Source organism: Pontibaca salina, from assembly GCF_016307205.1.
In the GTDB taxonomy this organism is placed as follows: Bacteria; Pseudomonadota; Alphaproteobacteria; order Rhodobacterales; family Rhodobacteraceae; genus Pontibaca; species Pontibaca salina.
The window spans coordinates 37971-56212 of record NZ_JAEIJD010000005.1 but is presented as its reverse complement, the minus strand read 5'-3'; the positions used below and the strand labels follow the sequence as shown (position 1 = coordinate 56212).

At 60.7% G+C, this 18242-nt stretch carries 19 protein-coding genes; 7 read left to right on the top strand and 12 right to left on the bottom strand.

Annotated features, from left to right (window positions below; all coding sequences use genetic code 11):
* Positions 1–145: 145 nt before the first annotated feature.
* Positions 146–721, top strand: a complete 576-nt coding sequence (locus JAO82_RS07790; protein ID WP_198685811.1) for a DUF4167 domain-containing protein — start codon at positions 146–148, stop codon at positions 719–721.
* A gap of 14 nt (positions 722–735) precedes the next feature.
* Here JAO82_RS07790 and rsmA read toward each other — a convergent pair whose 3' ends face one another.
* The 6 genes from rsmA to lptF all read right to left on the bottom strand — a co-directional run bounded on the left by rsmA (position 736) and on the right by lptF (position 8247).
* Entirely contained in the window at positions 736–1575 is an 840-nt protein-coding gene (rsmA, locus tag JAO82_RS07785; RefSeq protein WP_198685810.1) for a 16S rRNA (adenine(1518)-N(6)/adenine(1519)-N(6))-dimethyltransferase RsmA, read from the bottom strand.
* A gap of 76 nt (positions 1576–1651) precedes the next feature.
* Complete coding sequence (pdxA, locus tag JAO82_RS07780) at positions 1652–2617, bottom strand: 4-hydroxythreonine-4-phosphate dehydrogenase PdxA (RefSeq protein WP_198685809.1); 966 nt, start codon at positions 2615–2617, stop codon at positions 1652–1654.
* Positions 2614–3882, bottom strand: a complete 1269-nt coding sequence (locus JAO82_RS07775; RefSeq protein WP_198685808.1) for a peptidylprolyl isomerase — start codon at positions 3880–3882, stop codon at positions 2614–2616. The genes pdxA and JAO82_RS07775 overlap by 4 nt, the downstream gene beginning before the upstream one ends.
* A complete protein-coding gene (locus JAO82_RS07770; RefSeq protein WP_198685807.1) occupies positions 3873–6008 on the bottom strand; it encodes an LPS-assembly protein LptD in 2136 nt (711 codons plus the stop codon). Before JAO82_RS07770 ends, JAO82_RS07775 begins: the two co-directional genes overlap by 10 nt.
* A complete protein-coding gene (gene lptG / locus JAO82_RS07765; protein WP_198685806.1) occupies positions 6008–7111 on the bottom strand; it encodes an LPS export ABC transporter permease LptG in 1104 nt (367 codons plus the stop codon). Before lptG ends, JAO82_RS07770 begins: the two co-directional genes overlap by 1 nt.
* A complete protein-coding gene (lptF, locus tag JAO82_RS07760; protein WP_198685805.1) occupies positions 7108–8247 on the bottom strand; it encodes an LPS export ABC transporter permease LptF in 1140 nt (379 codons plus the stop codon). The genes lptG and lptF overlap by 4 nt, the downstream gene beginning before the upstream one ends.
* Before the next feature lie 144 nt (positions 8248–8391).
* On the opposite strand from lptF, the gene JAO82_RS07755 reads away from it, so the two are divergent.
* Together JAO82_RS07755 and JAO82_RS07750 are read left to right on the top strand one after the other, a co-directional pair.
* Positions 8392–9882, top strand: a complete 1491-nt coding sequence (locus JAO82_RS07755) for a leucyl aminopeptidase (protein ID WP_198685804.1) — start codon at positions 8392–8394, stop codon at positions 9880–9882.
* A 7-nt stretch (positions 9883–9889) separates the two neighbouring features.
* Positions 9890–10360 carry a DNA polymerase III subunit chi gene (locus tag JAO82_RS07750; RefSeq protein WP_198685803.1) on the top strand — a complete coding sequence of 157 codons (471 nt, stop codon included), beginning with the start codon at positions 9890–9892 and terminating at the stop codon, positions 10358–10360.
* On the opposite strand, the gene JAO82_RS07745 is transcribed toward JAO82_RS07750, so the two are convergent.
* The 3 genes from JAO82_RS07745 to JAO82_RS07735 all read right to left on the bottom strand — a co-directional run bounded on the left by JAO82_RS07745 (position 10357) and on the right by JAO82_RS07735 (position 13494).
* Entirely contained in the window at positions 10357–10938 is a 582-nt protein-coding gene (locus JAO82_RS07745) for a retropepsin-like aspartic protease family protein (RefSeq protein ID WP_198685802.1), read from the bottom strand. The genes JAO82_RS07750 and JAO82_RS07745 overlap by 4 nt on opposite strands.
* Before the next feature lie 88 nt (positions 10939–11026).
* On the bottom strand, positions 11027–11644 hold the full coding sequence (locus JAO82_RS07740; RefSeq protein ID WP_198685801.1) for a MarC family protein: 618 nt from the start codon (positions 11642–11644) through the stop codon (positions 11027–11029).
* Between the two features lie 2 nt (positions 11645–11646).
* Positions 11647–13494, bottom strand: coding sequence for an ABC-F family ATP-binding cassette domain-containing protein (locus JAO82_RS07735; protein ID WP_198685950.1), 1848 nt, complete (start codon positions 13492–13494; stop codon positions 11647–11649).
* A 135-nt stretch (positions 13495–13629) separates the two neighbouring features.
* Here JAO82_RS07735 and ndk point away from each other — a divergent pair, with 135 nt between their 5' ends.
* Positions 13630–14052: a nucleoside-diphosphate kinase gene (ndk, locus tag JAO82_RS07730; protein WP_198685800.1), complete on the top strand. Its 423-nt coding sequence runs from the start codon at positions 13630–13632 to the stop codon at positions 14050–14052.
* A gap of 69 nt (positions 14053–14121) precedes the next feature.
* Here the strand turns inward: ndk and JAO82_RS07725 are convergent, their stop codons facing one another.
* Positions 14122–14301 carry a YqaE/Pmp3 family membrane protein gene (locus JAO82_RS07725; protein WP_198685799.1) on the bottom strand — a complete coding sequence of 60 codons (180 nt, stop codon included), beginning with the start codon at positions 14299–14301 and terminating at the stop codon, positions 14122–14124.
* A gap of 203 nt (positions 14302–14504) precedes the next feature.
* Between JAO82_RS07725 and JAO82_RS07720 the strand changes: the two genes are divergently transcribed.
* Both JAO82_RS07720 and nagA read left to right on the top strand, forming a co-directional pair.
* Positions 14505–15380, top strand: a complete 876-nt coding sequence (locus JAO82_RS07720) for a BadF/BadG/BcrA/BcrD ATPase family protein (RefSeq protein WP_232897303.1) — start codon at positions 14505–14507, stop codon at positions 15378–15380.
* Positions 15328–16512 (top strand): N-acetylglucosamine-6-phosphate deacetylase, encoded by a 1185-nt coding sequence (gene nagA / locus JAO82_RS07715; RefSeq protein ID WP_232897291.1) that lies wholly within the window; start codon positions 15328–15330, stop codon positions 16510–16512. The genes JAO82_RS07720 and nagA overlap by 53 nt, the downstream gene beginning before the upstream one ends.
* A gap of 34 nt (positions 16513–16546) precedes the next feature.
* Here the strand turns inward: nagA and JAO82_RS07710 are convergent, their stop codons facing one another.
* Together JAO82_RS07710 and JAO82_RS07705 are read right to left on the bottom strand one after the other, a co-directional pair.
* Positions 16547–17089 carry a DUF2478 domain-containing protein gene (locus JAO82_RS07710; RefSeq protein WP_198685797.1) on the bottom strand — a complete coding sequence of 181 codons (543 nt, stop codon included), beginning with the start codon at positions 17087–17089 and terminating at the stop codon, positions 16547–16549.
* A gap of 427 nt (positions 17090–17516) precedes the next feature.
* Positions 17517–17723: a cold-shock protein gene (locus tag JAO82_RS07705; RefSeq protein ID WP_198685796.1), complete on the bottom strand. Its 207-nt coding sequence runs from the start codon at positions 17721–17723 to the stop codon at positions 17517–17519.
* Positions 17724–17920: 197 nt separating this feature from the next.
* Here JAO82_RS07705 and JAO82_RS07700 point away from each other — a divergent pair, with 197 nt between their 5' ends.
* A complete protein-coding gene (locus JAO82_RS07700) occupies positions 17921–18238 on the top strand; it encodes an ArsC/Spx/MgsR family protein (protein WP_198685795.1) in 318 nt (105 codons plus the stop codon).
* Positions 18239–18242: the final 4 nt, after the last annotated feature.

Here is an 18242-nt window from a genome sequence, read left to right as displayed (position 1 = left end):
GTTTCTTCATAGATGTCGTGGCGGTGGAGGCTTCACGTTTCCCCCGCGACACCAAGCCCGAAAAGTCGATGATCCGGCGCAGAATTGCACGCACGACGCGTCACCCGGATCAGAGAGCAGTGCATACAAGGCTGACAATAGAAATATGAGATCGTCCAAACCCCGCTCGCGGTCCAGAACGAGCCGAAATCGTCCATCTTCCGGCGGCAATGTCGTCAACCGGGTCTTTGACAGTTCCGGTCCCGAGGGCAAAGTGCGCGGGACACCGCAGCAAGTCATCGACAAATACAACCAGTTGGCGCGCGATGCTCAATTGAGTAATGACCGTGTGGCCACCGAAAACTTCCAGCAGCACGCGGAGCACTATCTACGGCTGTTAAGCGAGGCGCAGCGCGAAATTGAGGCGCGCCGCGAAGAGCAGGAGGCCCGGCGCGAGGAACAGGAACGCCAGAACCGTGAACGCCAGGCCGAGCGCGACCGCGAGCGTGCAGAACGGCAAGAGCGCGAGGCCGCCGCTGAAGCGAAGGATGCGGCTCAGTCTGAGGTGGTTGATTCCGGCTCTGAAAGCAGCAGCAATTTGGTTGAAACGCCCGAAAGCGCTCCGAAGAAACCCGCTCGCCGTAGCCCCGCGCGTAGCCGCAAACCGGCCGCGAAAAAGGCAAATGACGAGGTAAAGTCGGATGGTGATGCCGACAGCGGCAAGGCAGCCGCAGCCGAATAGAAGCCGACGCGCGCTTAATCGGTCAGCTCACGCGCCAGCGCGCAAAAGCCTTCAAGTGGTACTTGTTCGGCCCGGTCGGTAGGGGCCAATCCAGCCGCCCGCAGCACCTCCTCAATATCGGGCGACAGCCCCTTCAGCGCTGATCTCAACATCTTGCGCCGCTGGTTGAAGGCAGCAGCGACGACGCGTTGCAATACGGCAGAGTCAGCCGGATAACGTGGGGCCGGCAGGGCGGCAAGATGGACCACCGCACTGGAGATTTTGGGCGGTGGTGTAAATGCCTCTGGCGGCAGGGTCATGACGATCCGCGCATCGCAGCGCCATTGCGCCAAGACTGCAAGCCGCCCATAGCTCTTTGAGCCTGGCTGCGCCACAATACGTTCGGCAACCTCCCGTTGAAACATCAATGTCAGGCTTTGCCAAAAGGGCGGCCAGACCTGTGGTGTCAGCCAGCGCACCAGCAGTTCGGTGCCAATATTATAGGGCAGATTTGCGGCAACCCTGATCGGAGACGCGAGATGTACCAGCGGATCAAGCGTCAGCGCATCACCCGCCAGAACTTCTAACCGGCCCGGATAGGCCCGCGCAATCTGCTCAAGCGCTGGCAGACAGCGCTCATCCTTTTCTACCGCCAGGACCCGGCGCGCGCCTTCGGCCAGCAATCCACGGGTCAACCCGCCGGGGCCGGGGCCGATCTCCAACACATCGCATTGCGACAGATCGCCTGCCTGCCGCGCGATCTTGGCGGTCAGATTGAGGTCCAGCAGAAAGTTCTGGCCCAGCGCCTTTTTCGCTGACAGCCCATGTGCCGCGATCACCTCGCGCAGGGGCGGCAGGGAATCGATCCGGCTCATAGCTTCTTCTTGCCTGAAATATCCCGGGGGAGTCGCCGCAGACGACGGGGGCAGCGCCCCCGGCTCTCGGAGCCGGTCATATCATCCGCCCCATGTCACGCGCCAATTTCAGCGCCTCGATCAGGCTGGTCGGGTTGGCAATTCCTTTGCCCGCAATATCGAAGGCGGTGCCATGATCGGGTGACGTGCGCACAAAAGGCAACCCCAGCGTCACATTCACGCCGCGGTCGAAATCCAGCGTCTTGATCGGAATCAATGCTTGATCATGGTACATACAGATCGCGGCGTCGTATTTGGCGCGGGCAGAAGCGTGAAACAGGGTATCAGCAGGGTAGGGGCCACTCAGATGGTATTTCGCTGATTGCAGCTTTGCCAGCAGCGGCGCGATCCACTCAATTTCCTGGCGCCCCATCGCCCCATCTTCGCCCGCATGGGGGTTAAGCCCGGCGACTGCCAGCCGGGGATGGGCAATGCCAAAGCGATCGCGCAACCCGTCGGCGGTGATCCTGATCACCCCCTCAAGAAGGTCCGGGGTCAGGGTCGCCGGGACATCCTCCAGCGCGATATGTATCGTGGCGGGAACCACGCGCAGTTGATCGCTGGCCAACATCATCACAACGCGATCGACCCCGGCAAGCGCCGCCAGAAACTCTGTATGGCCCGGATGGGTAAAGCCGGCCCCATCGATCAGCGCTTTCTTGTGAATCGGCGCGGTACAAAGCGCCGAAGCCTCGCCCGTTTGTACCAGCGAGACCGCATGTTTGATCACCGCGATCACGTCGCTTGCATGACGCGGATCGGCAGTTCCGGGCTGGGCGGGCGCGGCAAAAGGATGGGGCAGCACCGGCATTGCTGTGGCGCTAACTGCCTTGGCCTCACCCGGAGCGGCAATTACCTGAAAGGGGGTCCCCTCCGGCAGATGGGCGGGATCGCCGATCCAGAAGAAAGGGCAGTCGCTGCGTAAAGCGGCCCAGGCCTTTAACGCGATTTCCGGCCCGATTCCGCCCGGCTCCCCACATGTCAGCGCGACGGGTGTAGTCATCGGCTCACGATCACCGCGTTGCCGCGCAATTGGTCAAGATAATTGGTTGCAAAAGCTTCTAGCCGCTCCTGAACCAGCATATTGGCAATATCTTCTGCGGTGGCCCCGGCCTTGCTTTCGGCGGTGCGTCCACACAGCATCAGAAAAAGCAGCGTCTGCCCGTCTGAGCGTGTCAAGGTCGTCGAGATTTCGCCCTCGTCCAATTTGGCCAATTCCAGCGCGATATCGCTGGGGATCTCGCCGGGGCTTTGATCCAGCCGTTCCAGAACTTCTGCCGGCTGATCTTTGGCGATGCCGTAAAGGTCGTCGCAGGTATCGACACGGGCGGCGATCTGCGCCGCCTGAGTCAGCCCCTCGGCGCTACGACCACCCGGAATATGATATTTGGCATAGGAGATTTTGGAGTATCCGGGTTTCACCCGTCCGGTTTCGCGGACTTCGCGCATCTGGAACAGGGCCACCGCATTGGATAGGGGAATCGGCGCGGTGACTTCGCCGGGGCGCAGGCCCATGATCACCGGGCGCAAGGCCACGGGAAGGTCGCTTAGGGCCATCCAGGGGATCCGCCCGCCGCTCTGTCGGCTTTCCGAGGCGGAATACTGTCGCGCGGCCTCAGCGAAGGCATCAAAGCCGCGGATATTGGACAGTTCTTCAGTCAGTTGCTCGACCTGATCCAGCGTTTGCGGTGTGATCGGTACGATGATTTCATTCAGCAATACGCTGACCGTGCTGCCGCCATCATCGGTCGCCATGGCGCGCGCAACTTCATCCTTTGTAGGGTTGGCGCGCGACAGGAAGCGCTGACGGACGTATTCCCGCCAAGCCAGACTGACCGTGACGAAGTCGCGAAACGATTCATAGCTGACCCCGCCTTGTTCAAGGGCTTTGACAAAATCATCAGGCTCAAGATCGGTGCGTGAGGCGAACTCGGCAATGCCCGCCTTGATGTTCTCGGGCGTGAGGGTGATCTCGGTTTGAGAGATCGCCTGTTGCTTGAGCCGATCTTCGATCAGGGCCTCGCGCGCCAGATCGACCGGGTTGCCGGGTGCCCGCAGCAGGCGAAGGAATTGGGCGCGCTGCTCCAATTCATAGCGCGTGATGACGTCATCGTTAACGGTGATCGCCGGCGCGAACAGGCTTTGCGCGCTAGCTGCCAATGGCACCAGTCCCGCGCCGACCGTCAGCGTGATGCTAAACACCAAAGGAGCCGCGCACCGGGCCAGCCGGGGCAGAAACGAGGTCAGGGTGGATGTTTTCAACTGCATGATCGCCTGTATTTTTCTGTTCCGCCGTCCACGGCAAAGCCGCGTAGCGCAATGGTAAAGCCGAAATCGGTCGTGGGCTCAACACTTGTCGAACTTGTATAACGCCGGTTCACGGAAAGATCGACCGTCACACATTCATTTTGCCAGCCAACCCCCAGTCCGGCCCTTGTGGGAGTGGTCTCGGTGATATCATATCGCATACTCGCGCGGGCGCTCCAGTTCGGATTGATTTCGTAACGCCCATCGAACCATATTTCCGACAGCGCCTCGGTGCGCCCTTCGGCTTCATCGTCATCCTGCCAGAGATAGGTGCCGGCCAAATCGAAGGCACCTGCACTCCAATTGCCGCGCAATTCAGCCTTGGAGAATTTAAAGGAGCCGTCCAACAACGCCCGCGCAGTCAACGCCACACCTCGCTCCAGTTGCAGTTTCCCAGCCACAAGCACATCAGATGCGGTGCCAGAAAGGCCGGATGTTCTAGTGAAATCTGGATCGGCATCACGCCGAAAGACTTGTCCAACGCTGGCCGAAGCCTGCCATCCCGACGGCGCAAAACGCGACCAGTTTAGACCGTAAACCAGCGTCAAACCGTCTTCGCGCCGGTCCGGTGCGGGAAAGCGCGAAAGCGACAGCAAATTGCCTTCATCGAATTCGACGAAGGCGCTTTCATCGCTGGGAGGTGTAGACCCATGAACGCTGGTCCAGCCGAGTTGGACAACCGGTTCCAACGCGTGGATCACACCGCTGGCGGTGGTTTTCATCATCGGATAACGAAGGGTCAGGGCCGTGGATGGGGTTACGCGGGTTAGGTGGTGATCGAAGTTATCGTCTTGGTAGATTTCAAACAAATCCGTTGCCAGACCAATCCGCCAGTCGGCGCGTACACCTTGCGAAAATCTCCAATCACGCCGCCAAGAGAGATCGGCAGTGGCACGTGTGACATCGCGTCCTAGAACGTTCTCGCTTGAGGAGCGATGATGCCCCTGCACGTCCAGTCCAAGTCGCATTTCTCCGCCAACCCGCTTGGGAAACCAGCGACGCTCGTAACGCACGCTTGGTATTAGGTTCGGCAAGGTCGACTCGGCTTCCTGATCGCGCAGCGAATCGAAATACACGACTTCGGCACGAAAAGCGGTGTCGCGATTATAGCGTGACAGCGCGATTTCGTTTTTCAGGCGGTCGTAATCGGGGAGGCCGTAATCTACCAGATAGGCGTTGTCGGTGGTCGTCTTGATGTCGAAATTCAGCTTGAAGCCGTGATTGAGGTCGAAATGTCCGGTGCCGAACAGATAACCGCGTACGCTTTCATCCGTCAGGTCGTCATTCGTATACGCCCCTTCGAACTGAATCCTGCCACGCTGGAACAATTGACGATAGCGGAATCCCAAGGTGCGCGTACTGGTGGATAGATACGGTGTCAGCGTCAGATCGCGATGGTCTCCAAGGGGGATAAAATACGGCAAGCGCACGCCGGTTCCCAGCTTGTTGGTGGTGCGGATAGAGGGCACCAGAAAACCCCGCGCGCGCTTCACTGTTGGATCAGGCAGGCGAAAGCGGGGCAATCTCAAGACGGTGGTGCCGCGCACGCGAAACTGCGCCCCCTCAAAGTAAAGCTGCTGTTTCTGCTTGTCATGAATGACTTTGCGTGCCCGAATTTGCCAAAGAGGAGGACGTCCATCCGTGCATACCTGACAAGAGGTTACGGCGGTCTTATAAAGTTGAGTAAAACGCCCATCCACGCGGTTCATCTGCACCGCTGCTAATTGCAGCTGCTGATTCATCACCATGCGCGCGCCGTTGAGCAATCCGTTTTGGAGATCGCGGTCGAGTTCAGCGGCACTGGCCAGAATTGTCGTGTTGTCGCCCTCGTCAATGCGGATCGGCCCTTCGATGCTCAGCCGCCCGCTGGCGCGGTCGAAGGTGATGCGGTTGGCAGTCAGGCGGATGTCGCCGTGCAAGGCCTCGACATTCCCCTCGGCGATCAAAACCCGATCCGGAGTGATGAACACGCTGTCGGCCATCAACACGGCTGTATCGTCCTCCACCGATGCGGATTGTTGCGCGAAAACCGGCACGGCAAGGGTCAAGACCAGCACAGTCAGTACCGGGATCAGGCGGCGGCGCATTATCCATCCTCCGCGTGTAACAACAGGCCCAGCATCAGGAAAATCGACGCAACCGGAGGCCCCCAAGCTGCCAAAGCGATCGGGATCTGACCGTTTTCGCCCAAGATTTGTGCGAAGTCGCGGATGAAATAAAGCCCAAAACCCAGCAAAACTGCCGCCAAAACCGCCACGCCGGTGCCACCAAGCCGCGTATGGCGCATGGTAAACGCAGCTCCGACCAGCGCCATTGCTACCAGAAACAGGGGGCGCGCAAGTTCGGCCTGAAACCAGACCTCTTGGTGACGGGTTGAAAACCCGGCCAGTTTCAGCTCCCGGATGGTGGCAGGCAGGTCATAGATCGAAATTCCGGCTGATCTGCCCAGAGTATCCTCGACACGTTCTTGCGTCAGGGTGGTGGGGATCGACAAGACCTCGTGATTGCGAGCGCCGCGTTCGGGGTTGACGCCCGCCATTAGCGGCCAGACCTTGGCATCAGTGAGAACCCATTCCCCTTCGCCCAACCGCGCGGCTGCAGCCAGAATGCGGCGATTGGGACCACCGTCGGGCGGATAGCTTAGAATCGTCACGTTGCGCAGGGTGATACCGTCGCCAGCTTGCACATAGCCGTCAGCATGAATGACTGACTGCCCTTGCGCACCACCTTGCCGCAGCCAAAGACCTTCTCTGCTGAGCGAAAGGGCCGATGAGCCACCGCTGCGATAGCTGTCGACCAACGTCTGATAGCGGTTTGTGGTTGCCGCCACGATAGGGTTCAGCGTGCTGACCGCCAGCAACCCGATCAGCAAGGCCATCAGCAGAGGGGCGGCCAGCGCCCGGATGCCGGACCGGCCCGCGGCGCGCGTTACAACCAGTTCGCTGCTGCGGGCCAGCGCGACGAACAAAGCCACGGTGGCCAGGATCATCAGCAACGGCAGGATTTCGTCGATTGCACCCGGCGCGCTGAGTAGAGTGAGTCCAAGCAATTGCGCGAAACTGATATCGGTTTCCTCAAAGCGGCGCAGTTGTTCGATGATGTCGATCAGCATGATCAAGGTCAGGAAGACCCCGCCGATCAGCAGGAAGCTCATCAGAAAGCGGCGCGCAAAATAGAAATCTAGCGTCATGCCGCCTCCCTTTGCTTTGGAACAGGCCGCCGTAAAAGAACCGACAGTGGACGGGATGCGAATTGCAGGAACAGCGCGGCCAGTGCAAGCCCGGCGATGGTGGGCAAATACATCAGCGGCCATAACTTCGGATTGCCCAGTACCGGATCGGAAACAATACCGCGCAGCACTTCCAGCAATATCACAATGACAAAGGCCAGCAGCGCCTGTCGCCAGACGCCAAAGCGTGAAAACCCGCCCAACATCAGTGTGGAGAAGCCGATCATGGCCACCGCGATACAAACCAGCGCCCGGGAAATCCGCAGATGCAGTTCCTCGGTCAATTGTCCGGCGCTGTAGCGCTCGGCATCGGCAGCGGGGGTCCGTCCGGGGATCAGTTCAAGCGTCGGAATGGCACGGATATTGCGCCCGGTCGTCTCCGATTTTTCGAACAGAGGGCTGATATCATATGAAAAATCCGAAAAAACCGTGGTTGAAAGCGTGCGATGTGCGTTGTCCTGCCGTTGCGCCATACCATCGACCATAATCAGGTTGGCTTGTTCCCCGTCACGCACCAAAAAGGCCTGTGTCGCAGTATAGGTGACCGTCTGCTCAGGGTCGCGCCGGTCTGACAGGTAGACGTCGTTTAATGTGCTGTCCGCATCGATTCGCCCGATATAGAATGTGACGCCAGCGGCGGGATGCAGAAACGTTCCCTCACTGAGCAGACGGGCCGAGACGCTGCGTGCCAGATCCGCCTCGCGCCGGGCCAGTTGGCTGATCGCGGCGGGCAACAGGAAATGGGTCAGCACGCTCATCATCAGGGCGGCGAGGATGCCAAAGACCAGCGGCGTGCGCGCCAGTCGCCAAGGGCTGGAACCGGTGGCCTGCATGACAGTGATCTCGCTATCGTTTTGCAAGCGGTTGGTAACGTATACCGCTGCCGCGAATACGGCTATCGGCAGGACCATTCGGATAAGGTTGGGCAAGGCAAGCGCGGAAAACTCCACGAATACCAACGCCGATTGTCCGTCGCCGATCAGCCGGTCGAACAGCACGACGGCGCGATTGATCCAGAAGACAGCCACCAGAATCAGCGCAAAAAATCCGAAAAACAGGAGGAACTGCGACAGGACGTATCTGTCGTAACGTGACAATGCGATCCTCCCGCGGGGCCAGCATGAATATTTTGCGTGACCCTAATGCATTTGCACGGCGGGGAAAACTGATATCTGGTCAAGGCGGGCGCGGCGCGTTACCTCTTGGCGGCAAATGATCCGAAAACACATGGAGCGCGCGTAATGAGCAGCCTGACACCGATCCGTTTCACCGCCACCGATCTGGATGACATGGCATCCGCCAAGGGACGTGTCGCCGTTCAAGTCACGCCAGACGGCAAACTGGATCCAGGTGCGCGGCGCGCCAACCGGTTGACCAAGGGCGCGCTGGCCCGGCTGACCGAGGGCGAGGGCTTCGCCAAGGTGAAATCAGGGCAGGTCATCACCTTGGCCTGGCCCACCGGCATGGAGGCCGAAGCGCTGGATGTGCTGGTGCTGGACCGCAAGGCGGATGCGAACGAAACCCGCAAGGCGGGCGCTGCGCTGGCCAAATTGGCTGATGGCAAGCCGATGCTGGTGATGGCGGGCAGCCTGAAACATGCTGCCGATCTCGCGCTCGGGATTGCCTTGCGCGCCTATCGTTTTGACGCGCACAAGACTGCGAAGAATGGCGTGGACAGCGGCAAGACGCCGGAACAGGTGACGCTCCAGCACAGCGACCCAGAAAGCGTCGAGGCCGCTGCCGCGCCGCTGATGGCGGTGGCCGAGGGCGTGCACATGACCCGTGATCTGGTCAACGAACCGGCCAACATCTTGACCACCACCGAATTTGCCGAGCGTCTTGCGGAAATGCAAAGCCTTGGCTTGAAAGTCGAGGTGTTGGACGAGGATAAGCTGGCGGAACTGGGCATGCGCACGCTGCTCAGCGTCGGGCAGGGCTCGGCCAGCCCCTCAAAGGTGGTGGTGATGCAATGGCAGGGCGGCGAAAAGGACCAAGCGCCACTGGCGTTGGTCGGTAAAGGTGTCGTGTTCGACACCGGCGGCATCTCGATCAAACCCGCCGCTGGCATGGAAGAGATGACCATGGATATGGGTGGTGCCGGTGTCGTGGCGGGCACCATGCGCGCACTGGCGCTGCGCAAGGCCAAGGCCAATGTAGTCGGTCTGGTCGGTATTGTCGAAAACATGCCATCTGCCAATGCGACTCGCCCCGGCGACGTGGTGCGCAGCATGAAAGGCGACACGGTCGAGATCATCAATACCGATGCCGAAGGACGTTTGGTGCTATGCGATGTGATGTGGTACGCGCAGGAGCGTTTCAAACCTGCGGGAATGATCGATCTCGCGACCCTGACTGGCGCGATCATCATCGGGCTGGGCCATGAAAACGCCGGTGTTTTTAGCAATAATGACACGTTCTGCGATGCCTTCCTCACCGCTGCCAAGACCGAGGGCGAGGGCGCGTGGCGTATGCCGCTCGGTAAGGCCTATGACGATATGCTGAAATCGCGGATCGCGGATATCAAGAACGTCGGGGGCCGTCCGGCCGGGTCGATCACCGCTGCACAGTTCCTGCAGCGTTTCGTCAAGGATGAGACGCCTTGGATTCACGTCGATATCGCCGGGGTGGCGCTGGTCACGGGGGGAACCGACCTCGCCCCCAAAGGCGCAACCGGCTGGGGCGTTGCAGCGCTGAACCGCTTGGTGGCGGACCGCTACGAGACCAAGGACTGACACAACCATGGGCGAGGCGTATTTCTACCATTTGACGCGCCGCCCGCTTGAGGCGACCTTGCCGACTCTGCTGACGCGCGCGCGCCAGCAGGGCTGGCGGGTCGAGGTTCGAGGGCGCGACGCGGCGCGGATGGCGTGGCTGGATGAGCAATTGTGGCTGGAGCCCAAGGATGCCTTTCTGCCGCACGGCATTGCAGGCGGCCCGCATGACGCCGATCAGCCGATCTTGCTGACCACCGGCGGGGGGGCGGCGAACAATCCGCAATGCGTGATGAGCGTGGACGGCGCCGAGATCGCCCCGGATGAAGTCATCGCGCGCGAGCGCGTTTGCGTCGTCTTTGACGGCAATGACGACACCGCGCTGGCGGCGGCGCGGGTGCAGTGGAAAACCCTGACCGACGCGGGCTGCGGGGCGCAATACTGGTCCGAAGAATCGGGCCGTTGGGAGATGAAGGCGCAGCGCGAAGCCAGTAGTTAGCGTGTCAGCACCAACGCCCCGCCACTGATTTGGATATTCGACCAGCGTTGCAGATACGCCATTCCCAGCAGGGATTGCGGCATGTCACCCTCGCTTACCCAGGCACGTAGGTTGTGATCGCTCACCGGGCCCAAACTCACCGTGTCCAGCCGCACCGGGGCGGTGCGCACCGGCCCGTTTGCGGTCATAGCCCGCCCGTAAAAGGCCAAATCCTTGGTTTGCAACCCCGCGAGGCGGGCATCTTTCAGGGTCAGCACCATTTCGGTTGCGCCGGTATCAACCAGAAAGTCGATCGGTTTGCCATTGATTCCCAGGGTCAGGTAATAATGACCATCTGGCGCACGCGGCACGGTAATTCTGCCATCGGAAGTGACAGTGCCAAGGTTCGGGCGCACGGTTTGGCGAATGTCATCCCACAGGCCAATCGCGGCGATGACGCCTAGAAAGATCAGCCCCCATGCCACCGCTTGCTGCAGAGTCTTGCCCAGATTTTGCCGATTTTGGACGAAGAACCAGAACACCAGAACTGACCCCAGCAGGATCAGATAGGTCGCCCTGCCGATTTGCCATTCATCCATTGCCGTCTTCCCGTTCTTTGCCATCCACTATGGCGCTGTAATCTGCCCATGTCATGATGGAGGGCGCTGCGCACGGTGGAACCCCGTTTCAGTCCGACAGGCCAAAGGCGCGTAGCCCGTCCAGAACGAACTGCACCGACAGCGCCGCTAGCAACATGCCCAACAACCGAGTGACGACATTGATCCCGGTTTTCCCCAACGCGCGTTCCAGCAATCCGCTGCCCAGAAACAACACCAATGCCAGCGCGACGACCGCCAGCATGACCCCGATGACCAAGGCCAGACCGTCAAATCCCGGTCGCTGCCCGGTCAGCAGGATCATCGAGGCGATGGCACCGGGACCGGCAATCAGTGGAATCGCCAGCGGAAAGACCGAGGGATCGTCCCCGTCATCCTCGTCCGCGTGCCCCTCGCGCCGTTTCGTGCGTCGCTCGAACAGCATGTCAAGCGCCGTCAGAAACAGCAAAAGTCCGCCGGCGACGCGGAACGCTGGCATCGAGATCCCCACGAATTCCAGCACCGCCTCGCCGAATGCGGCGAACAGCGTCAGGATCGCAATCGCGGTCAGGCAGGCACGGATCGCGATCGCGCGGCGGCGGGCGGCGCTGGCCCCTTGGGTCAAGGCCAGAAACATCGGCGTCAGACCAATGGGGTCAATAACAACGAACATGGTGACAAAGGCCGTGACGACAAAAGCACCGTCCATGATCACCCCTGCGCCTGTTCCAGCTTTTCTAGGGCCGCCAGCCATAGCTCTTCGGCCCGGTCGAGCCCGTCCATCACTTCGGCATATTTGCGCTGCCAGACCTCGGCCTCGCCTTGTTTTCCGTCCTCGTAAAGCGCCGGATCTGCCAGCTTCTTAGCCAGCTTTTCACGCATCTCGTTAAGCTTATCAACGCGTTGCTCGCCTTTCCTCACCTCGGCACGCAGGGTTAGCAACTGTTCGCGATTGCTGCGCGCAGGTTTGGGCTTGTCGTCGCGTTTCGGGGCGGGCCGGTCGCGAGACAAGAGCAATGTGCGGTAACTTTCCAGATCGCCGTCATATGGGGTGACTGTGCCCTTCGAGACCAGCCAAAGCCGGTCAGCCACCAGCGACAGCAGGTGCATATCGTGGCTGACCAGAATGACTGCACCGGAATAGGCGGTCAGCGCCTCGACCAGCGCCTCCCGGCTTTCGATGTCCAGATGGTTCGTGGGTTCGTCAAGGATCAGCATGTGCGGCGCGTCGATCGTCGCCAGCAGCAGCGACAACCGCGCCTTTTGGCCACCCGAGAGCCGGCCCACGGCTGTATCCGCCTGATTTGCGCCCAAACCAAACCCGGCCAGCCGCGCACGCAATTGCGATTGCCGCTCATCGGGGCGTTCGCGTTGCAGGTGTTGCAGCGGCGTTTCTGCGACCCGCAATTCATCAACCTGGTGCTGGGCGAAAAAGCCGATACGCAGCTTGTTCGATTTCGATATTTTTCCGGACATCGCCGGCAGGCGGTCGGATAGCAGCTTGGCCAGCGTCGATTTCCCCTGACCGTTCTTGCCCAGCAGCGCAATGCGGTCGTCTTGATCGATCCGCAGGTTCAGATTGCGCAGCACCACCGTATCGCCATAGCCCACGGTTACGCCCTCGGTGGCGACGATCGGGGGCGACAGTTCTTCGGGTTCGGGAAAGGAAAATACCGTGCGCGCGGCATCTTCGGGGGCACGGATGGGCTCCATCCGTTCCAGCATCTTGACCCGGCTTTGCGCCTGTTTGGCCTTGCTGGCTTTGGCCTTGAAGCGATCCACAAAGCTTTGCAAATGGGCGCGCTGGGTTTCCTGTTTCTTGGCCGCGGCGGCCTGCACAGCGCGATTGGCCGCGCGCTGACGGGCGAACTGGTCGTAATTGCCCGAATAGTAGGTAAGCTGTTGATCCTCGAGATGCAGAATTGCCCCAACCGCACGGTTCAGCAAGTCGCGATCATGGCTGATGATGATGACCGTGTGCGGATAGCGCATGAGATAGCTTTCCAGCCAAAGCGCGCCCTCAAGATCAAGATAGTTGGTCGGCTCGTCGAGCAGCAGATAATCGGGCTGCGCAAACAGCACGGCCGCCAGCGCTACACGCATCCGCCAGCCGCCGGAGAAGGCGCTGCACGGCATCTTCTGGTCGTTGGCGTCAAAGCCAAGGCCGCGCAGGATCGACGCGGCCCGCGCCTCGGCCGACCAGGCATCGATATCGGCCAGCCGGGTCTGCACCTCGGCGATGCGGCTGGGGTCGGTCGCGGTTTCAGCCTCGGCCAGCAGGTCGGCCCGCTCGGTGTCGGCGGCCAGAACCGTATCAAGTAGCGAGACCTCGTTGCTTGGCACCTCTTGTGCGACGCCGCCGATGCGGGCACGGGCGGGTAGGGTGATGGTGCCGCCCTCCAGTGCCAGTTCGCCCCGGATCAGGCGGAACAGCGTCGTCTTGCCGGTGCCGTTGCGTCCGATCAGGCCGACCTTGTGGCCTGTCGGAATGGTGGCCGAGGCGCCTTCGAACAGAAAGCGGCCGCCGACGGAATAGGAGATGTTTTCGATGCGCAGCATGGGCGACGTGTGGCGCAGGTGCGGCGCGCTGTCAATCGCGGCGCGCATAACTCTCTTTCCAAGGCGCGGCCCTCGTGCTAGGCGGCGCGCAATGCTGTCTGCCAGCCTCGACAACCCATCAAAGGAGAAATGCCAATGGCCCTCGAACGCACTTTTTCGATTATCAAACCCGACGCCACCCGCCGCAATTTGACCGGCAAGATCAACGCCAAGTTCGAAGAGGCGGGTCTGCGCATCGTTGCGCAAAAGCGCATTCAGATGACCAAGGCGCAGGCGGGCGAGTTCTATGCGGTGCACGCGGAACGGCCGTTCTATGATGAGCTTTGCGAATTCATGTCCTCGGCCCCGGTTGTGGTCCAGGTGCTCGAGGGCGAGAACGCCATCAGCAGGAACCGCGAGATCATGGGCGCAACCAATCCCGCCGACGCGGCGCCCGGCACCATCCGCGCGGAATTTGCCGAAAGCGTGGGCGAAAACTCGGTCCACGGCTCTGACGCTCCGGAAACGGCGGCTGTCGAGATCGCCTATTTCTTCTCGGGTCTCGAAATCGTCGGCTAAGCTGGAATCCAGTCAATGTATGAAAGGCCGCGCCCGTCGCGGCCTTTTTTATGGCGACTTCGGGGGCAGCTACCTGACGTGCTGCTCGGGCCCCGTCTTTGCGATAATATAGACGGCATGGACGATGCCGGGGATATAACCCAGAATCGTCAGCAGGATGTTCAGCCAGAAATGTTTGCCCAATCCCACCTGAAGAAAAACGCCCAGAGGCGGCAGGATGATGGCGACAATGATGCGGAATAAATCCATGCAGAACTCCTTGGCAGGTCTGGCTGGATAACGCGTCAAGGGGCGGTGGGTTCCGCCTGACGGTGTTTCATGCCGGTGCATTTCATCCGAGCTATGAATTCTGATGAGAGCATATCGCTTCATGAGACGGGCGTTGCCTTGACGCGCGGGTTATGCGCTGTCTGTGTACATTTGCAGGAATATTGAGACGGAGCCGGGTTGTGATGGAAACAGACCAGTTGCTGATCGGGGTTGATGGCGGCGGCAGCGGTTGCCGGGTGGCGTTGGCCGATGGGCAGGGTAGGGTTTTGGCACAGGCCGAGGGCGGGCCGGCCAATATTTCTGGCGACTCAGGGCTTGCGGTGGCCAATATCCGCGCGGCGCTGGATCAGGCGGCACAAAACGCGGGGGTTGCGGGCGATGTCTTACGTCGTGCCCATGCCCATATGGGGCTGGCCGGTGTGAAATCGCCCGAGGATGCTGCGCAGATCGCCGCCCGTTTCGATTTCGCCCGCTGCATCGTGACCGAGGACCGCCCCACGGTGCTGGCCGGCGCATTGGCAGGAGAGGACGGTGTCGTGTTGGCCATTGGCACCGGTAGTTTCATCGCCCGCGCCCAGGGTGATCGCACACGTTTTGTAGGCGGTTGGGGCTTCGTTGCTGGTGATCAGGCATCGGGTGCTTGGCTCGGGCGGGGCGCATTGGAACAGACGCTTCTGGCAGCGGACGGGCTGCGCGCGCATACGGCTTTGACCCGTGCGCTGCTCAAGCGGTTTGATGGCGATCCGCTGGCCATTATGCGTATGTCACTGGATGCCCCACCGGCGGATTTCGCCGCCTTGGCGCCCGATGTAGTTGCGGCAGCGCTGGAGGGCGACACAATGGGACGGCAATTGATGGAGCAAGGGGCGGACTATATCTGCCGCGCGATGACGGCGCTGGGGCGCGAAGATGAGCAAGCAGTCTGTGCTTTCGGCGGTATTGCGGAACATTACGCGGAGTTCCTGCCTGCACCTGTGCGTGCCTGCCTGATCGAACCGAAAGGCAATGCGTTGGACGGGGCGCTGTATCTTGCTGCGCACGGCACAAGCGATGGGTGACATTGCGCTTCTGGGTGCAGACATTCACGATGGTGAAACCCTGCACCGGGGTCGCGCGCTGTTGCGGCGCGCGGGGCATATCACGGTCGTCAAGCCAGAAAAACTGCCCGCCGATTGCTTGCGCCGCGATCTGGGGGGCGGCACATTACTGCCCGGCTTCGTCGATTTGCAGGTCAATGGCGGCGGCGGCGTCATGTTCAACGACGACCCATCGGTTGCGACTCTGCGCAAGATTGCAAAGGCCCATGTCAGCACCGGCACAAATGCGTTTTTGCCTACGTTAATCACCGACACGCCGGCTCTGACAACCGCAGCCATCACAGCGGTGCTAAAGGCGTTGGCGCAAAATGTGCCGGGAATAATCGGCCTGCACCTTGAGGGGCCCCATCTGGCGCGCGCGCGCAAAGGGGCCCATGATCCCGCACTGATCCGGCCAATGGAGCCAGCGGATCTGGCGCAACTGGAAGAGGCTGCAGAGAATCTGCCTAATCTGATGCTGACGGTTGCCCCCGAGAGCGTGACCCCAGATCAGATCGCACGGCTGAGCCGGGCTGGGGCCATCGTCTCACTGGGGCATACCGAGGCCGACTATGCAACTGCACGCAGCTATTTCGATGCGGGGGTGCGCTGTGTCACGCATCTGTACAACGCGATGCCCGCCATGCTGTCGCGCGCCCCCGGTCTGATCGGGGCCGCGCTGGAGGACGGGCGGGTCTCGGCGGGTCTTATTGCGGATGGCTATCATGTTCACCCCGCGACCATGCGCGCGGCACTCGGTGCCAAGCGTGGCCCCAGTGGGCTGTTTCTCGTGACGGATGCAATGGCCACCATTGGTAGCAACATTGGCGCGTTTACGCTGAACGGGCGGCGGATCACCCGCGCTAAGGGTCGGCTTACGCTTTCTGATGGTACGCTGGCCGGGGCCGATTTGGAGATGGCGCAGGCGCTGCGCGTTCTGGTGCAAGATGTGGGCGAGGATCTGCAAACGGCAATTCGCCGCGCGACGTGTTACCCGGCGAGGCTATTACGTGATGCGCGGGGTCACGGGGCGCTGAGCAGCGATAATATCATTCACCTGAACAGGGATTTACACCTGACTGGCACCGCTGAGAGCCTATGGGCAGGAAGATAGGGTCACGCCCGTATTCTGCCCATTCGGCACCGAATCAGGCTGTGTGATATTGCTGTTGATTGTCGTGATCGCGGGCGCTGGCATTGAAACACCAGTCGCGGAGCTCATCGAGCTTCGGGGGCAGAGCTTCGGCCATGTCGCCGGCGAATTGGACAAATGAATCAAGATGCGGAACAGCCACCCCGACAAGAACTGGCACACCCCGCTCCAGCGCCGCGCCGATGACCTCACAAAAGCCGCGGCCATTGCTTTCCTCTGGGCCGAACTTGTTCACTATCAACAGGTCCCAAGGTGCATTCGCACGGTTTTCCACTTCGGCCACGGCATTTGCCAGCGCGCCGGGGTCGAGCCGACAGCTTGTCGCCTCGGCACCTAGATCCTGGGTGATGCGGATCTGCGGGCCGTCCGGCAACACTTGCAGGGTCGAATGGCAAAAGTGGTCACCTTCACAGACCTCTTCGGGTACCTTGACCACACCGCCAAGGCGCATGCCATTGGCTTGCAAATCTGCGGCGACGGTTGACATCAAATCGTCCAGCTTGCCGCGACCGGCTGCCGTGACATAAGCAAATTTCATCTGCCACCCTTTCATTCAGGTAAAACCATTGTGCCCGAAGGTCTTCGGATAGGAAGCTATCCGTCAGGCTCTGGGCAGGATATTATCTGCGTTGCGCTTAATAATGTGCCCACTGGTATGAATACTAGCGCCGAACGACAAGCCGAGATGACCCCATGCGGCGGAGTGGAATGCACGACGCGAGGTCGCGCGGCCCTAACGCCCTATGCCACATCGCAGTAGGAGCGGCAAGCGGAGGCCGCACGCCGCCAGCAAGAACGGCGCTGGGCGGCCCCGGTGCGGATTTTTAAGGGAATCCAGCCACTATAAACCCCGGAACTGGCGACACCGCCGGGCGCGAGCCGTTGCTTGATCGGACTCGCGGTGCCGGTGGTGCAGTCTTCTTAGGGTTGGAGTGGGCGCGGGTCAGGCAGCCGAACTCAGCGTGTCAAAGCACTCTGAGGTTGGCTGCCAGTTGTCGACCGTCCCGCCCCTCATCAAGATCAAATTCGACCTTCTGATTTTCGGCAAGCCCGGTCAATCCGGACCGTTCAACCGCCGAGATGTGCACGAATACGTCTTTGCCGCCGTCGTCGGGCGCGATGAAACCATAACCTTTGATGGTGTTGAACCATTTCACGGAGCCAGTTGGCATGTCCCGTGTCTCCTTCTCTTCTACACCCGAGCTGCTATAGCAGGGCCATACAACGCACTTTTCCGTAGCATGCGTCGTCCAACGCGGTGCATATTCCGGTCGTGCCGATTGACAGGATTACATGCGTTCACGAAAAATCAAGAAAAAGAGCGGGAAAGGCCCGAAAGGGCAGATGATTTCGCTGCTGGAGGTGGAAAATGGTACTTTACGGGCTGAAGAATTGTGAAACTTGCCGGAGGGCGAGAAGACTGCTTGCGGACGTTACTTTCGCCGATGTGCGCGAGGACGGGTTGCCCGATGATGTGATGCGCGCCGCGCTGGACCGGTTCGGCGATGCTTTGCTCAACAAGCGCTCGACGACCTGGCGCGGGCTGAGCGAATCCGAGCGAGAGCGCGCCATTCCCGAATTGCTGAAAGAGCATCCGGCGCTGATGAAGCGCCCGCTGATCGAGGATGACGGCAGGCTTTATCTGGGCTGGGACGCGCAAACGCGCGCGGATCTGGGGCTGGAGTGACGCG

Excerpts from the sequence above, each read along its gene's own strand:
- JAO82_RS07790 (WP_198685811.1), top strand. The coding sequence starts at position 146 with ATGAGATCGTCCAAACCCCGCTCGCGGTCCAGAACGAGCCGAAATCGT.
- rsmA (WP_198685810.1), bottom strand. The coding sequence starts at position 1,575 with ATGAGCCGGATCGATTCCCTGCCGCCCCTGCGCGAGGTGATCGCGGCA.
- pdxA (WP_198685809.1), bottom strand. The coding sequence starts at position 2,617 with ATGACTACACCCGTCGCGCTGACATGTGGGGAGCCGGGCGGAATCGGG.
- JAO82_RS07775 (WP_198685808.1), bottom strand. The coding sequence starts at position 3,882 with ATGCAGTTGAAAACATCCACCCTGACCTCGTTTCTGCCCCGGCTGGCC.
- JAO82_RS07770 (WP_198685807.1), bottom strand. The coding sequence starts at position 6,008 with ATGCGCCGCCGCCTGATCCCGGTACTGACTGTGCTGGTCTTGACCCTT.
- lptG (WP_198685806.1), bottom strand. The coding sequence starts at position 7,111 with ATGACGCTAGATTTCTATTTTGCGCGCCGCTTTCTGATGAGCTTCCTG.
- JAO82_RS07755 (WP_198685804.1), top strand. The coding sequence starts at position 8,392 with ATGAGCAGCCTGACACCGATCCGTTTCACCGCCACCGATCTGGATGAC.
- JAO82_RS07750 (WP_198685803.1), top strand. The coding sequence starts at position 9,890 with ATGGGCGAGGCGTATTTCTACCATTTGACGCGCCGCCCGCTTGAGGCG.
- JAO82_RS07745 (WP_198685802.1), bottom strand. The coding sequence starts at position 10,938 with ATGGATGAATGGCAAATCGGCAGGGCGACCTATCTGATCCTGCTGGGG.
- JAO82_RS07740 (WP_198685801.1), bottom strand. The coding sequence starts at position 11,644 with ATGGACGGTGCTTTTGTCGTCACGGCCTTTGTCACCATGTTCGTTGTT.
- JAO82_RS07735 (WP_198685950.1), bottom strand. The coding sequence starts at position 13,494 with ATGCTGCGCATCGAAAACATCTCCTATTCCGTCGGCGGCCGCTTTCTG.
- ndk (WP_198685800.1), top strand. The coding sequence starts at position 13,630 with ATGGCCCTCGAACGCACTTTTTCGATTATCAAACCCGACGCCACCCGC.
- JAO82_RS07725 (WP_198685799.1), bottom strand. The coding sequence starts at position 14,301 with ATGGATTTATTCCGCATCATTGTCGCCATCATCCTGCCGCCTCTGGGC.
- JAO82_RS07720 (WP_232897303.1), top strand. The coding sequence starts at position 14,505 with ATGGAAACAGACCAGTTGCTGATCGGGGTTGATGGCGGCGGCAGCGGT.
- nagA (WP_232897291.1), top strand. The coding sequence starts at position 15,328 with ATGCGTTGGACGGGGCGCTGTATCTTGCTGCGCACGGCACAAGCGATG.
- JAO82_RS07710 (WP_198685797.1), bottom strand. The coding sequence starts at position 17,089 with ATGAAATTTGCTTATGTCACGGCAGCCGGTCGCGGCAAGCTGGACGAT.
- JAO82_RS07705 (WP_198685796.1), bottom strand. The coding sequence starts at position 17,723 with ATGCCAACTGGCTCCGTGAAATGGTTCAACACCATCAAAGGTTATGGT.
- JAO82_RS07700 (WP_198685795.1), top strand. The coding sequence starts at position 17,921 with ATGGTACTTTACGGGCTGAAGAATTGTGAAACTTGCCGGAGGGCGAGA.